General features: G+C 56.5%; 16 protein-coding genes and 1 tRNA gene. 9 read left to right on the top strand and 8 right to left on the bottom strand.

Features of this window, described 5'->3' with window-relative positions; translation table 11 throughout:
- Positions 1–87 precede the first annotated feature (87 nt).
- Together AC0T4W_RS16360 and AC0T4W_RS16355 are read left to right on the top strand one after the other, a co-directional pair.
- On the top strand, positions 88–471 hold the full coding sequence (locus AC0T4W_RS16360; protein WP_476320738.1) for a nuclease-related domain-containing protein: 384 nt from the start codon (positions 88–90) through the stop codon (positions 469–471).
- A gap of 23 nt (positions 472–494) precedes the next feature.
- Positions 495–1,292 (top strand): 3'-5' exonuclease, encoded by a 798-nt coding sequence (locus tag AC0T4W_RS16355; protein WP_476320736.1) that lies wholly within the window; start codon positions 495–497, stop codon positions 1,290–1,292.
- Here AC0T4W_RS16355 and istB read toward each other — a convergent pair.
- The 5 genes from istB to AC0T4W_RS16330 all read right to left on the bottom strand — a co-directional run bounded on the left by istB (position 1,289) and on the right by AC0T4W_RS16330 (position 5,643).
- The gene (istB, locus tag AC0T4W_RS16350) at positions 1,289–2,044 is read right to left on the bottom strand and encodes an IS21-like element helper ATPase IstB (RefSeq protein WP_476316371.1); all 756 of its coding nucleotides are present in this window, start codon (positions 2,042–2,044) and stop codon (positions 1,289–1,291) included. The genes AC0T4W_RS16355 and istB overlap by 4 nt on opposite strands.
- A gap of 16 nt (positions 2,045–2,060) precedes the next feature.
- A complete protein-coding gene (istA, locus tag AC0T4W_RS16345) occupies positions 2,061–3,581 on the bottom strand; it encodes an IS21 family transposase (protein WP_476315505.1) in 1,521 nt (506 codons plus the stop codon).
- A 185-nt stretch (positions 3,582–3,766) separates the two neighbouring features.
- On the bottom strand, positions 3,767–4,384 hold the full coding sequence (locus AC0T4W_RS16340) for a hypothetical protein (protein ID WP_476320734.1): 618 nt from the start codon (positions 4,382–4,384) through the stop codon (positions 3,767–3,769).
- Between the two features lie 96 nt (positions 4,385–4,480).
- Positions 4,481–4,557 (bottom strand) — tRNA-Met (locus AC0T4W_RS16335).
- 228 nt (positions 4,558–4,785) lie between these two features.
- Positions 4,786–5,643, bottom strand: a complete 858-nt coding sequence (locus AC0T4W_RS16330) for a hypothetical protein (protein WP_476320732.1) — start codon at positions 5,641–5,643, stop codon at positions 4,786–4,788.
- Between the two features lie 151 nt (positions 5,644–5,794).
- Here AC0T4W_RS16330 and AC0T4W_RS16325 point away from each other — a divergent pair, with 151 nt between their 5' ends.
- The 4 genes from AC0T4W_RS16325 to AC0T4W_RS16310 all read left to right on the top strand — a co-directional run bounded on the left by AC0T4W_RS16325 (position 5,795) and on the right by AC0T4W_RS16310 (position 9,277).
- Complete coding sequence (locus AC0T4W_RS16325; protein ID WP_476320730.1) at positions 5,795–7,165, top strand: hypothetical protein; 1,371 nt, start codon at positions 5,795–5,797, stop codon at positions 7,163–7,165.
- A 56-nt stretch (positions 7,166–7,221) separates the two neighbouring features.
- Positions 7,222–7,452 carry a helix-turn-helix transcriptional regulator gene (locus AC0T4W_RS16320; protein WP_476320728.1) on the top strand — a complete coding sequence of 77 codons (231 nt, stop codon included), beginning with the start codon at positions 7,222–7,224 and terminating at the stop codon, positions 7,450–7,452.
- A gap of 494 nt (positions 7,453–7,946) precedes the next feature.
- Positions 7,947–8,645: an inovirus Gp2 family protein gene (locus AC0T4W_RS16315; RefSeq protein WP_476320726.1), complete on the top strand. Its 699-nt coding sequence runs from the start codon at positions 7,947–7,949 to the stop codon at positions 8,643–8,645.
- A 98-nt stretch (positions 8,646–8,743) separates the two neighbouring features.
- Positions 8,744–9,277: a hypothetical protein gene (locus tag AC0T4W_RS16310; protein ID WP_476320724.1), complete on the top strand. Its 534-nt coding sequence runs from the start codon at positions 8,744–8,746 to the stop codon at positions 9,275–9,277.
- Positions 9,278–9,306: 29 nt separating this feature from the next.
- Here AC0T4W_RS16310 and umuC read toward each other — a convergent pair whose 3' ends face one another.
- Complete coding sequence (gene umuC / locus AC0T4W_RS16305) at positions 9,307–10,581, bottom strand: translesion error-prone DNA polymerase V subunit UmuC (protein WP_476320722.1); 1,275 nt, start codon at positions 10,579–10,581, stop codon at positions 9,307–9,309.
- A complete protein-coding gene (locus AC0T4W_RS16300; RefSeq protein WP_476320720.1) occupies positions 10,574–11,011 on the bottom strand; it encodes a LexA family protein in 438 nt (145 codons plus the stop codon). The genes umuC and AC0T4W_RS16300 overlap by 8 nt, the downstream gene beginning before the upstream one ends.
- Positions 11,012–11,465: 454 nt before the next feature.
- Here AC0T4W_RS16300 and AC0T4W_RS16295 point away from each other — a divergent pair, with 454 nt between their 5' ends.
- Both AC0T4W_RS16295 and AC0T4W_RS16290 read left to right on the top strand, forming a co-directional pair.
- Positions 11,466–11,909, top strand: coding sequence for a hypothetical protein (locus AC0T4W_RS16295; RefSeq protein ID WP_476320718.1), 444 nt, complete (start codon positions 11,466–11,468; stop codon positions 11,907–11,909).
- Positions 11,910–12,024: 115 nt separating this feature from the next.
- The gene (locus AC0T4W_RS16290; protein ID WP_476320716.1) at positions 12,025–12,702 is read left to right on the top strand and encodes a uracil-DNA glycosylase family protein; all 678 of its coding nucleotides are present in this window, start codon (positions 12,025–12,027) and stop codon (positions 12,700–12,702) included.
- Between the two features lie 81 nt (positions 12,703–12,783).
- Here AC0T4W_RS16290 and AC0T4W_RS16285 read toward each other — a convergent pair whose 3' ends face one another.
- Entirely contained in the window at positions 12,784–13,659 is an 876-nt protein-coding gene (locus tag AC0T4W_RS16285) for a helix-turn-helix transcriptional regulator (RefSeq protein WP_476320714.1), read from the bottom strand.
- Between the two features lie 186 nt (positions 13,660–13,845).
- Here AC0T4W_RS16285 and AC0T4W_RS16280 point away from each other — a divergent pair, with 186 nt between their 5' ends.
- The gene (locus AC0T4W_RS16280; RefSeq protein WP_476320712.1) at positions 13,846–14,202 is read left to right on the top strand and encodes a hypothetical protein; all 357 of its coding nucleotides are present in this window, start codon (positions 13,846–13,848) and stop codon (positions 14,200–14,202) included.
- Positions 14,203–14,208 lie beyond the last annotated feature (6 nt).

The raw sequence follows: 14,208 nt of genomic DNA, 5'->3' as shown, positions 1-14,208 counted from the left end.
CACGTAGATACTTGTCTGCGCGGCGTCCGGCATCATCAATTGGCGAATATCCCGTGCCCTCGGCACGCCAAGGAACAGGCAACCCATATGGCCCAATTCTTCCCCACCCGCACTACCTGCCGTTTCGACTCTCCCGGCGAGCGCCGCTTGGCCGAGCGCCTGGAGAAGAAGCTCGAAGACGACTACCTGTGCTGGTTCAATGTTCCGGTGGGGCCAAAGGCCCGGCAGCCGGATTTTGTACTGATGCATCCCCTACGCGGCGTGCTGGTGCTGGAGGTCAAGGACTGGAAGCTGGACACCATCCAGAGCATGGATCGCGGCCAGGCGAAGATCTTTGCCGATGGCGTGCTGAAAACTCAGGCAAATCCGATGTTGCAGGCGCGGGCCTACGCCATGGAAGTGGTGATGATGCTGCAGCGCGACCCGGCGCTCAAACAGCCCGCAGGTTCGCCGCGCCCCTGCCCAGCCTGATCAAGGTGATGGACTTGCAGTAGGTGCTGGCCGAGCGTGGCCTGAACGAGAAGGTGGTGGTGCGTAATTTCCACGCCTGGTGTTCGGACATGCTCACCGCCTTTAACGTAGACCGCCCGGACCATAAGTTGTCGATCAACGCCAAGATGGCGCAAATGGTGGAGAACACCATCGACGGCGTCGACCGTGGGCAAATCCCCCGTGCGCAATATGCGGCGGTGCTGATCGACGAGGGCCATGACTTCCAGCCCGAGTGGTTCAAGCTGGTGGTGCAGATGATCGACCCGGAGAGCAATTCGCTGCTGGTGCTGTACGACGATGCGCAATCGATCTATCGCGGCAAGGGCGGTAAAAGTGGCATGGATTTCAGCTTTGCCAGCGTCGGTATCCAGGCCCAGGGCCGTACTACCATCCTCCGTTTGAATTACCGCAATACCGTGGAGGTGCTGTCGGTGGCGCGGGCCTTTGCCATGGAACTGCTGACTGCCCGCGATGCCGCCGAGGATGGCGTGCCCATTGTTGCGCCGCAAAGCGCGGGGCGACGTGGCGCGTTCCCCGAGCTGTTGCCTTGTGAGTCGGATTGGCAGGAACACAACTGCATCGTCGAGCGCATCCGCGACGAACAAGGCCACGGCCGCGGCCGCGCGCTGAATGACATGGCGGTGATCTACCGCAGCACCGCCCAGGCGCAGCGCATCGAGCGGGCTTTGAGTGCGGATTCCACGCCATTCGGACACTCAGCCCACGCTGATCCGGACACCTGTTCCACGGTCATCCGGACAGGCAGTCGGAGCGCAGCGACGCAGGATATGCATTGTTAGTCTGAGGTGCCCGGCGTCGTCAATTTCTTCGCCCGCCTGCGCATCGACTCTCCCTTCAGGTTGATCCGGTAGGCGTTGTGCACCAGGCGGTCGAGGATGGCGTCGGCCAGGGTCGGATCGCCGATCAGTTCGTGCCAGTTGTCCACCGGCATCTGACTGGTCACGATGGTTGAGCGTTGGCCGTAGCGGTCGTCCAGCAGCTCCAGCATGTCGCGGCGCTGTTCGTTGGTGAACGGTGCCAGGCCCCAGTCATCGAGGATCAGCAGGTCGGTCTTGGCGTAGCTGCTCATCAGCTTGACGAAGCGGCCGTCGCCATGTGCCAGGCCCAGTTCTTCCAGCAGCCGTGGCAGGCGCAGATAGCGCACGCTGCAGCCGTCCCGGCAGGCCTGGTGGGCCAGGGCGCAGGCCAGCCAGGTTTTGCCGACGCCGGTGGGGCCGCCGATGATCAGGTTGAGGCCGTCGCGCAGCCACTGGCCGCTGCGCAGTTGCAGGATCAGCGCCTTGTCCAGCCCGCGCGGGGCGCGGTAGTCGATGTCTTCGAGGCAGGCGTTGTGCTTGAGCCGGGCCTGGCGTAGGCGGTTGCTCAGGCGCTTGTCGTCGCGCTCGGTCAGCTCGCGATCGACCAACAGGCCGAGGCGTTCTTCGAAGCTCAGGCTGTCGATGTCGGGTGTTTTCAGTTGCTCGGCGAGGGCTTTGAGCATGCCGTGCAGGCGCAGGGTTTGCAGCTTGTCCAGGGTCGGGTGAGGCAGCATGGTGGGATTCCTTTGTTCAGTGGTAGTAGCCGGGGCCGCGCAGGTTGGCGTGGTCGTCCGGTAGTAGGGGTAGGTTCTGTTGAGCCAGCGGCAGGTTTTCCAGGCCTTGGCGCAGAATCGATTCGAGGCTTTTGTAGCTACAGGCACCGAGGCTTAGGGCGCGCTGGCAGGCGGCTTCCAGCCGTTCTTCGCCGTGGTGCTTGCCCAGGCGCAGGATGCCCAGGCAAGCGCGGTAGCCATGCTGCGGATGCACGCGCCGTTCGAGGATGTGGCTGATTACGCCGGCGGTGTTCGGGCCGGTCTGCTCGGCCCAGCGGATCAGCCGTTGAGGCGTCCACTCGGCATGCTCGCGATGGCTCTTGGGCATGTGCTCGGTCTGCGTGCTGTGCCGGCCTTTGTGCAGGGAGCGTACGTGGCTGGCCACCCGCTGGTTGGCGTGGAAGCACTCCACGGTGCGGGCCGTCAGACGCACCTCCAGCTGCTTCTTCACCAACTGGTAGGGCACCGAGTAGTAATGCCCATCGACCTCGACGTGGTAGTCGATATGCACCCGCGCCTTCTTCCACTCGGCATAGACGTAGGGCTGCTCCGGCAACGGGCGCAGAGCCGGGCGATCCAGGCTGGCGAAGGCCGACTGCCGGGAGCCCGGCAGCTTCTTGAACGGCCGTTGGTTGAGCCGCTCCAGCAGCACGGCGATGGCCGTGTTGAGCTCGTCCAGGGAGAAGAACTGGCGATGGCGCAAGGCGGCGAGGATCCAGCGCTCGACCACCTGCACGCCGACCTCGGCCTTGGCCTTGTCGCGGGGCTTACGCGCCCGCGCCGGCACCACCGCCACGCCATAGTGCTCGGCCAAGTCGCGGTAGCTGGGGTTGATGTCCGGTTCGTAGCGATGGGCCTTGCTCACCGCACTGCGCAGGTTGTCCGGCACCACGATCTCCGGCACCCCGCCGAGGAAGGCGAAGCAACGGGCATGGGAGCCCAGCCAGTCCGGCAACTGCTGCGACCAGGTGGCCTCGGCGAAGGTGTAGCTGGAGGCACCGAGTACCGCGACGAATACCTGCGCCTGGCGGATCTCGCCGCTGTGACGGTCGATCACCGGCATCGTCTGACCTGCGTAGTCGACGAACAGCTTTTCGCCGACGCGGTGCTCCTGGCGCATCACCACATCGACCTTGCCGGCCCAGGCCCGGTAGTGCTCGCAGAACCAGCTGTACTGGAAGCCCTGTGGCTGGCCCAGCCGATACTCCTGCCAGAGCAGCGCCAGGGTCACGCCTGGTCGGCGCAGCTCGGCATGCACCCAGGCCCAGTCGGGAGTTGGTCGTTGCTCAGAGGGGATCTCCGGCGGTGGCGGGAACAGGCGCCGCTCCAGCTCGGCGTCGGACAACTCAGTAGGGAGCGGCCAGGAGAGGCCGCAGGCCGTGAATCGGCAAAGGTAATCACCGGCACTGCTGTGACCTATGCCCAGACTGCGGGAGATCTTACGGACAGACAGCCCGCAATCGAACTTGAGGCGCAACACCTCACGGATTTTACGCATGGATAAACGCTCCACGACGACCTCTCTGCTTCGAAAAAGAGGCCAATGGTAGTGAATAAATCCTGCGTAGCTGCCTGCCAGAAAGTGTCCGGATGGCTGTGGAATCAGTGTCCGGATGCTCGTGGAATGGGTGTCCGGATCAGCGTGGAATCACTGTCCGGATGTGCGTGGAATGGGTGTCCGAGTCAGCGCGGAATCCGCAGCGGAGTAGGGCACCCCCTTCCGGGGTGTTTGCTTTGGAAGCTGGTGCGGCTACTCCATAAAATAATTGGGTTTCTTCCGTGGGCTTTCTCTGCCGAAGCCATCAGTACACCCTCTTTTACCCTCCAGACCATCAGTCCCTTTTCGAATCTTGCCCATGGGCTCTTATCCATACGTGGATAGGCGACAAGGCTTTTAGATAGATAGTCCTGTAGTTCATCAAAGCTGCTGCTCGCAAACTCGATGCGTACGTGGTTTAGCTTTCCTTTAGCAAAGAAGAAGGTTACTAGCCGAGCTTGGATGTTGTTGTAAGCGGTACTGATATGAGCGGAGCATAGATAGTCGTCATTCTTATCAATGCGCTCGCGATCACCCAGATTGCCGTAGCACTTTAGCTTGTGGCCGCGTGCCTGCATGTCGCTGATAACCGATGCTTGGTCACGCTCTGAATAGAGATCTGGCGCTTCGACGTAGTGAGGCGTTCCAATCCGGTTATACCAGTTAGAAATGATGTGTTTGTACTGCAGAGGTAGTCTGTCGTAGGTCGTGAAGCCTGCTGCGAATAACGCTGCACCGAGCAAGGCTGCTTTCAGGTATCTCATTTGGCTTCCATTCCACATGTGGGCACGCCGTAGTCACTTTGTAGTCACTAGCGCGCACAAAAAAGGGCTTAGCTTTCGCTAAACCCTTGTTTTGTTTGGTGGCTACGCAGGGACTTGAACCCCGGACCCCAGCATTATGAATGCTATGCTCTAACCAGCTGAGCTACGTAGCCGAGTGGCGCGCATTATTCGCGTCTTGGGGTTGGGTGTCAACCCTGTTGAGTGAAAATTTCTGCGCGCGATCAAGCGCTTACACGTTAGGCGGTAAGTTTAGGCTGGCTCCCCTTTGTTTCTTCAGTCTTCTCTGATTTCGCTATTCTAGGTACCCGGTTCCATACCCGGTTTTTATGAGACCGGGACTTCAGCAGCGTTTATCTCAGGTCCTGCTCACTTTGGAAGGCTTAATTCTGCTCATCGCTTCGAGTTGTCGGTGGTGAACCTGCTTCTGTGGCGGTTGTCGCGATCTGCTTTGAGGGTGGGGAGGGCGGTCTAGCCTTTTCCGCTCTGGCTGCTTTGTTTACGGCTTTCAGGGTGAGCACTTCGCTCATGGATTGCTTTGCCCGCTCAGCGCTTAAAGCAAGTTCATCGTCCTTTGGTGTCTGGGCTTGTGGGTTATCGATTTGTTCGTGCGTGTCGGGTGTTGACTTGCCGCCCCGCATTTCTCGCTCTTGGTTGTCTGCGGTAGTAATTTGTTCGGGAGCGCTGATTGCATCGGTCAAGCTCCCTTCTGGGTGGGGATTTTGTATAGCCTGCTCGCCATCTAGTACGGAGTTTCCACTTAGATGGTCATAAATGTCGTCAAGTGATGGGCGCTGATCAACCTGAGGAGGCTGCTCCTTCTTTTTTGTAGCTGTTTTGGGTTGCTCGGCTTTGTACGCCCTTGCTATCAGCTTTTCCAGCAGTGCTGTTGCGTTAGTTCCTTTCTTTTGGGCCATTTCTTGAAGATTGGCCTTGCTGGTTGCGCTGAAGGTGAATGCACACACCTGGCGGCCTGATTCCTTTTTCTTATTCCTGCTTTTCTCTTGTCGCCACGCATCCTTCATGTCGCGGAATAGCTCGCGCGCGCCAGCTTCCTGTTCGATCTCCATGCCTGCATTCAGCATTTCTTGGTGCAAAGGAAGCTCTGTCGGCAGGACCTTATCCCTGAAATGGAAAAGTTTCTCGAAGCCTTTTGTCCGCAGGTACGCCCTAGCCCAGAGGCGCTGCTCTGTATTTATAGGATCAAGCCACTCTAGGCCGACTATTCGTTTGCGTCCCATCCCGTCCACTCTCATTTGGGTGCTCGAGGGAGAAGCTTAGTCCGATTTATTATCGTGATAAAAGCGTTTTCATGACGTTATTCAATAACGTTATATGTCATGTTTTTAAAAATATAGGGTATATTTAGCTGGAGTTATCCTAGGATTCGTCATGCTGATTAGCATTTTGTCACTGTCTTTTTGTGCGCTTGACTCAAAGGCTAGATTTGCTTTCGCTGCGTTTTACTTGCGCTACAGGTTCAAGAGTACCGGGCCGCTCACCGTTGATGAGTTAGCTGGGTGCCTCCGAATGCCTGCGGGAGAGTGCGCTGCTGCACTTTCCAGGCTTCTGAGGGAGTCGGTGCTCATCGCTTTAACAGAGCCTGGTCGATATGCAGGTCGCCCCAAAAGATCCTTCCGCCTTCATGATGATGTGGCTCTTAAACTTGCTATCGCGAGGCCAGGTCCGAAGCCCTCCGCAATTACAGCTCACCTTGGTGTGGTCGAGCACCTCATCAAGGGGCCTTTCATTCACGCCACTAAGCCAGACGTGGAAGCCCCTTCGATCCCAGTTAAAGCAGTGAGTAGAGCTGATGGCAGCGCTGCAGTGCCGAAGCGCAGTTCGCTGCTCAGCCGTTCCAACAGGCTGCTTTTGGCAATGCTATATGGTCATGCGGATGGCTTTGGAGTTGTTCGCGGCCTAAGCAATGCGGGTCTGTGCACGCTCACTGGGCTCGATCCCATTAGCGTTAAACAGCGAATCAGAAAGCTCATTGAGCTAGGGTTTATCCGACGGCATGTGCCGGGTGTTGCAAGCCCTATTTTTGCGGAGAAGCTCAAAAGCAGCTACGTGCTCAATTTGAACCATCGGCAAGTCGCGCCTGCTGGAGACATGATTGCTTTCGCGGTACACGAGATATTGGACAAGTCGGCTGATGATCCGGTGTATTTGGATGAGGTCTGGTATGACATCGGACGTTACAGGAGACCGTCTGGCAGGCCTGCGCCTTGTGATGTTCGAACCCCGGATTTTGTTTTCTGGCTTTTCGGGAATGCTCCCAAGCATGTCTTGCAGCAATTCGAGCTTTTCTTGAGCGACTGTGTGACCGACCTGCTTACGAAGCACTGGGAGCAAGTTGGCGTAGAAAAGTTAGATTTTGACCTTGGTGTCCGAGACCGCATCAGTGCATTTTTCCGCAAACCAATGAAGCATGTGGCTGACGGTAGTCCGCTCGATGAAAACGCGATCCTCGACTTCTTATGTCTGATGACAAATCTGTTCGCTGTGGATTGCAAAAGACGTCTATCACAATTCGGCGGGCTTTTAATCTCAGGCCTGAACTTCAGGCTTCTGCCTGGCGATTTGGAGCAGGGCTATGCGAGTTTAGGCGTCTTGATTGAAAGTGCTGGCGATGGCGGTTGGCTGGTGACGCAAAGTGATGAGGGCTCTGTGATGAAGAAACTTCCCAGTGAAGCAGCATGCCCTATTGGGTTGAGGGAAAAGTCAGGGTTGCTAGCTCTGCCAAGCCGAGGGGCTTCCTAGTCAGTTTTTTCATACCTCATCTGCACATCCTCTGAGCCATACAGAGGAGCCCGCTCATGCGAATTATCCGACTGAAAGAAGTCATCGACTCGACCGGCCTAGCTCGGTCGACTATCTACAAGTACATCTCGGAAGGCACCTTCCCGAAGCCGGTATCTCTGGGCGACCGTTGTGTCGGTTGGGTCGACATCGAGGTGCACGAATGGATCCTAGCGCGGATTGAGGAACGCGACGTGGCAGAGGGAACTGCGGGGCGCTCCACTGGCCACTTAAGCATGGCCAGCTAGAACTATCCGCTTTCGCCATGACTGGCTACGGCTGGTCATGGCGTTTATGCCGGGGCGTTGTTGCTCCCATCGCCCCGGCAGATTTCATTTAGAGACATGGCTTATGGCCTTTCGGTCTGATCTATCTCCGGAATTCGGATTCAGCAAAAATTGCCGCTGCGGCAGGGCGATCGAGGCGGAATTTCCCGAGCCAGCCGGAGCGGTCAGTTGCGGTGCGGGTATTATGCTTTTACTAGCCCTACCACCCGAAGGGTTCCTATCCAGCGGGTCTGTAGCAAGCATCACCCGAAGAAGGTCCGCTCACTTAATCCACCGGCGCTGTTACCACAGTTATTAAGTGCCTACTACGCCAAGGTAGATCGGCGACCTGCTCAACACGTATGGGCTACAGCACTAGGCATCATTCAGGTGTGACCAGGTAAGCAAAAGGTAACGGTTAAGAAAAACACGTTGGACAAAAAGTTATGAAACTCAACCACTAAGAGATCATAACCATGTCCAACAACACCGATACCACTACCCGCAACCCACTCCGTCATCCCGACAATAACAACCTCAGCCTGCACTACGCTGACACCTTCGACGGCTTCCCTGTTCAGAAAGACAAGGGGCCGTTCATCCGGGAGTACCTAGCTGCTCTCAAGCACACCATCGAGCTTGCTATGGCTGAATACCCTAGGATGTTGGCATTCAGGGTGGATCTACGATTGCCTCAAGGTATCGAGCTGCCTGAACACGCCTATACCAACCAGGTCATCAGCCGGTTCTTTGAGTCTTTCACGAAGAAGATCCAGTACCACCAGGAGAAGGTGGGTGAACGTGGCTACGCTCGTGGCTGCAAGGTCCGTTACGTCTGGTCGAAGGAGATCGGTCAGGGCGGTAAGCAGCATTATCACCTGCTGATCCTGTTGAACCGCGATGCCTACTACACCATTGGGCGTCTGGGTTCAGGCCGGGTGAACATGATCAGCCGTATAGAAGAATCCTGGGCTGGTGCATTGGGGGTGGCAGTCGACCAAGTGGAGGGGCTGGTACACATTCCGAAGAATGCTGAATACCGAGTCGACCGGCACGTCCGTCGTGGTGACGTAGATGAGCTACCAGTGCTATTCAATCGAGCCAGTTACCTGTGCAAGGTGGCTACGAAGTCCTTCGGTGATCGTCAGCGTGGATTTGATACCAGCAGGGGATAAAACCCTACTGATACTGCAAGTGCGAGCCAGTGATGCTTTGCCATCATTGGCTCGACGTTCTAGGATCGGGCATGCTCCCTTATCGAGTTGGAAGGCTTATGCATCAGCAGTCGAAGTCGGATTCCACATTGCGTTCAATCACTGGGCTGGTGCGAACTATCGTCGGCACAAGTGAGCCTGGCTCCCTGATCTCAAACGCTGGTGGTACAGACGCCGTGCTGGCTTCATCCAAGCCCGGTGGTTTCTACTCTGCTTTCCCAGACACTGTTGTTTGGAATCAGCTTTACATGCAGGACTTTGGCACATCCCAACATATCGACGTCTTCTGGAAAGCTTGCCTAGATGTCGGGTTTGAGTTCAGCCCGCTGCTCGGTGTGGCTGGCTATGACGAAGATCTCGATCGTCCCCTTTCCACGCACCAAGCCTTCGATGAGCTGATTCGGAGAATTCATTTTCATTGGTTCTACTCGAACTCGTCAGGGTATGACGTAGCAACGCCAGCAGATGAGTGGACTATTCAGTTAAGCATGCCCGCAGGACTAACCCTTGCGAATAGTCCTGCGGGTCCGCGCTCGTTTGTCCAGCGTGGAAATCTCCGGCAGCCAATCTGTGGCTTCGGTCGCCGGTCTTAGGGCTGGACGGGGCTGTTATGGACGCAGCTTTATCGAGCCTTCGCTACTAATAACGCCTTCCACTGAGTGGTGTACGCAGGCGAAAGCAATTCCCTGCGCATACCCCATTCTGTCGGCTTGGCTATTCGGCCAGGCTGCAGTGTTCCGCGTCCCCATCTCCCATTGATCGCATCCAGCGTGCTCATCAGTCGTTCAGTCTTTACTGGTTGCTCAGGTGCAAATAGATCCTGCGTGTACTCATCCCGTCGGCACAGATCCAAAAGCAACACCTGAGCCTTGGCGTAGCTGAATCCATCCCGGTACAGCCTGCTGATGCCTTCTCGTGCAGCGGTAATGATCAAGCGGGTGTCGTCGGTCTGGTAGGGCAGTTGGCAAAGCAGGCCATTGGCATATTTGGCCTCAGTGGGGTTGAACATGCCGGTGCGCAGGCTGACGCGAATCTGCCGGCACAGTGAGCCCTGCTGGCGCAGTTTCTCAGCTGCTCGGGTGGCGTATGCGGTTACGGCTTCCTGAATCGGCTCGATGGTCTTCAAGCGTTTTCCAAACGATCTACTGCAGCAGATTTCCTGCTTGGCCGGCGCGGCCTCTTCAAGTTCTAAGCAGTCAGTACCGCGCAGCTCGCGTGCGGTTTTCTCGACGATCACATTGAAGCGCTTGCGCAGTTCCCAGTCGTCACTACTGGCTAGATCCCAGGCGGTTTTGATGCCCAGTGCGTTGAGGTGTACTTGCATGCGCCTGCCGATGCCCCAGACATCCTCTACTGGTATGACCTTGAGCAGTTTGTCGCGGCGTACAGAGTCTCTTAGATCAACCACACCGCCGGTTTGTCGTTGCCAGCGCTTGGCCGCATGGTTAGCTAGCTTGGCCAGAGTTTTAGTGCCGGCAATACCGATGCCCACGGGGATGCCGGTTTTCTGTTTGATCTCGGTTTGCAGTGTTCTGGAAAGATTCTCCAGTGATTCCGGCATGCCGGTCAGGTCGGCAAATGCCTCATCGATGCTGTACACCTCTATCGCTGGCAAGCGCGCCTCAATGATGCTCATCACCCGTTCGCTCATGTCACCGTAAAGCGCATAGTTGCTGCTGAACGCCACGACACCCTGGCGTTTGAGGTCGCCACGGATCTCATGGAACAGGGCACCCATCTTCACGAAGGGTTTGGCATCGGCGGAGCGTGCAATCACACAGCCGTCGTTGTTGCTCAGCACGACTATCGGCGTGCGCTGCAGGTCTGGCCGGAATACCCGCTCGCAGCTTGCGTAGAAGCTGTTGCAATCGATAAGGGCAAACACCGGCTCATGCATGGGGGCGGTGATTACGCAGGCTATGGCTCACGACGCCCCAGATCATCAGTTCGTCACCATCCAGTACGTAGCGCGGCGCGTAATCAGGGTGCTCGGATTGCAGCACATACGACTTCTGGCATCTGCCCAAGCGTTTGACGAATACGTCGCCATTTAAACAGGCCACCACGACGTCTCCAGGCTTCGCTTCCAAAGCGCGACTCACGATCAGGTGGTCACCATCGAAGATACCCGCCCCGGTCATGCTGTCACCGCTGACCAGCACGACGTAGGTGTGCGGTGCATTGATATCCAGCAGCTCATCCAGCGACAGCTTGTGTTCCATGTGATCCAGCGCCGGGCTGGGAAAGCCGGCCGGAATGTGCGCGTCAAAGAAGGGGAGGCGTGTGCTGCTGGCGTGAAGTGCGCCAAGGATCAGGGCGTTGCTCATGGGGAAATGCCGATAACTGTATTTATGTACAGTATCCGGCAATTTTGAGATCCAACAAGGCGCGTCCGTCGGCGTAGATAGGCATGTGCTTTAAATGTTTACGGGTGAAAAGTTTACGTATCGCCTCCAGCGGTACAGTTGCCTATGGTTGAGTCATCTCAACCCGAGGAGGTTCGCCATGATCATGCTGAGTTCGCTGACTGAACATCTTGTACTGATAGCTGCCTTGACCCTGATGCTGGGTTTGGCTCGTATTGCCTATGGCGGGCGACAAATCTGAAGGCCAATGCTAGGTCATGCATCGGCAAATAAGTCGACCGGTTTTTGTGGGGATATCGCGAAACTTCTTTGCGTGATTTGAGTGCAGCGTCACGTTATCTGCGGATCTTAAAACGACTTAAAGCCTGTAGGTCTTCCGGCCAATGTCATGGCTGTACATCAGGAGGATCACTTAATGTTAAACAAGCTCATCTGGCCAAGTGAAGCTACGCCTACTCAAGATCAATCAGATCAAGTTGCGGGGCCCATTCCAGATTACGTAACGATTGTGATCATGCAGCAAGTCGCTGACGCCATAGCTGCCCGCGTATCTGGGGAAATGTTAGCCGGTGCCGCACAGTCACTCTGTAAAGCACTGCTTGAGTCAGCGTCTCAGCTGGCTTGTACTGACCAAGCTCAACGCATTTGCGAAAATCACGGTGCCGTTTTCACCAGTGCCTTAGATCGCTCATTCAGCGCTGCGGAGGGCATCTATTTCTACGGCGAAGATTTTCTAATCGAGCACTACAGTGCGACTGGTCACTGGATCGAAAGCAGGCTTGGCGAGCTGGACAGTGTTTGCCTGGACTTCGTCGAGGCAAACACCTCTCAGCCATTTGCAGTATGTGTGTGCTACTGATGGGTGGCGTAAGCGCCGTGAGTAATCGCTGCGCTATTGGCTTTTCAACACGACCTGTTGTGTGGCGTGTAGATTCGCTCTAAACGACGTCAGGCCTTAATTGGGCAGTCTTTTGATGAACGTTCATTGGATGGAAGTGCTTTATGATAAGCAAGGAATACTCGCAGTTGCCCAAAGCTCACTGTCAGGCCTGATGTCTCTGCCAGGCGGGATCTTGTACAGCAGTTACAACACCCTGAAGCCGGGTGATGTCTACTTCTTGGGATACAACCCAGGTGGTGAAGGTCCTGATGGCCCTACCGTTGCAGATCGTCTTGCAGCCTTGCCGTCGAAAACGTGCAACGACTTTACGGATTTGGAGTGGACGGCAGCAGCAGGCCAATCAACGCTGCAGTTGCGGGTCAAGTGGTTGCTCGACAGTCTTGGATACAGGGTCGAAGACGTCTGCAGCAGTAATCTGATTTTTGCCCAGAGCCGAGACGCGAAAGGTGTGCCCGAGCATTACGCTGATGTTTGCTGGCCAGTACACGACGCGATCTTGGCGCTTGTAAAACCCAAGCTGATTCTGTGCTGCGGTAATTCGCAGGTATCGTCCTTCGGTTATCTGCACCGGAAATTTGATGGCGATATTCAGTACTCACCAAAAGGCGTTGCTCTGCATGGGGACTGGGCAATTAAAGCATTTCGAACTGAGCTGAATGGTCAGCCGGTTTTGGTTGTAGGGTTTCCTCACTTGTCCCGATACAACCCCATCGGCAAGCCACAGATAATCGAGTGGATTAAGCAGCTGTAAAGAAATCAGGGCTGATCATCGCCATTGAGTTTGTGGCCATGATCGTCCCTTTTTGTCTGCTATCGCCCCATGGCTTTCGCTTCAGTGATAAAGCCACCCCTGCAGCTCATCCAAATTCACCACCACAATCTGCTGCGCTGTCGCCTTGGCATGCACCTTGGTCGTGTCGATTTGATAGCGCTGCAGCACGTACTGCACCAGCGCGCCACGGGTCTCGAGCACCAGGCGACCCTCCTGCATGCCGTAGTCGATTTCGATGATGGCTTGCTGCTCGGGTTTCAGGCGTGAGTCCGGTTCGATGATGACCTGCACCTGCGTGCTCCAACCCGAATCTTGCTCGCGAGTATTTTCGGTCTCATCGTCTATCAACTCCGGCACACCGCGAAAGCGGCTGAGTACGAAGTCGCGGTAATCTCTGTTCTTCTCGCAATACGCACGCACATGCCAGCGCATGCCGGTATAGATCAGTGTGTGCGGGGCGATCAGTCGTATTTCGGCGTCCGGTGTAGTGAAGGACACATACTCACACTCCAGGCGCAGGCCTTCGCGGCAGGCGCGTAGAAGAGGGCGCAGCAGTTCTGGGCGCACGGTACGATCCGGCACTTGCAGCACCTCGGTATGTGCATAGGCCAATGCCAGGCCGTCCACATGCGGGGCGCGGTCATGGTTTTGGTTAAGCAGGTGCAAGTAGGCGCTGGCGCTGTCGTCGATGAACAGCGGCTTGAACTGTTTGCTCGGCACGTACCCCTTCAAATACTTGTCATATTCCAGGTTCTTTGGCGCGTGCTCGTTGATGTAGGTGTTGATGTCTTTTGACGCCTGCTGGCGGCTGATGCCGAAGCTCTGCATCAGGTGGTTCGTGGTTAGTCGGCCTTCCCACCACACCACGGTTTCGATCAAGCGGTAACGCAGCGCCAGATCCCAGCGCACAGACTCGATTTCTTGCTTGCGTTTCATAGCCACTCCATCTGCACGAAAACTTTACCTGTACAGGCAAACACTCTAGATACGTCTACTTACGCTACATATCTTGAGCCTCGACGACAAGCGTGGTGAGTGGCCTTGGCCAGCCCGTGTTGAACCCGATGGCTGAGCGTTGGCCAGGTGCAAGGCAATGCTCGCGGCTGACAAGGAAACGTGAACATGTGTGAGCAAATCCAAATGGAAATGGCCGGTGTAATGCTTACGGCGGACGGCGAGGGGCTTCACTTACAAGCACCCTGTTACGTGGCACGGCAGGAGCGGGTTGCCCAATGCATGGGCAGCCTGGAAATTGGCATGCAGCGCTTCCCGCAGGCGATCCTCGGCGCACAACTGCTGGTTCTACCTTGGTATGAGGGTATCGAGCGCGATATGGAGGCTGCCAACCTACACCCGTTTGAAGATGCCGCCGCCTACCTGCCCAGTGGGCACCGTTTTAGCGTCCCCGGCGTACACCTGCGTTTGGAGGCCGGCCGCGTGGTGGTGCGGCGTGAGCGTATTAGCCTGACTCAGCATTGACCCGAT

This window comes from Pseudomonas sp. C7.1 (assembly GCF_056312395.1).
The sequence above is the reverse complement of the archived record's forward strand: the minus strand, read 5'-3'. Positions and strand labels throughout refer to the sequence as shown.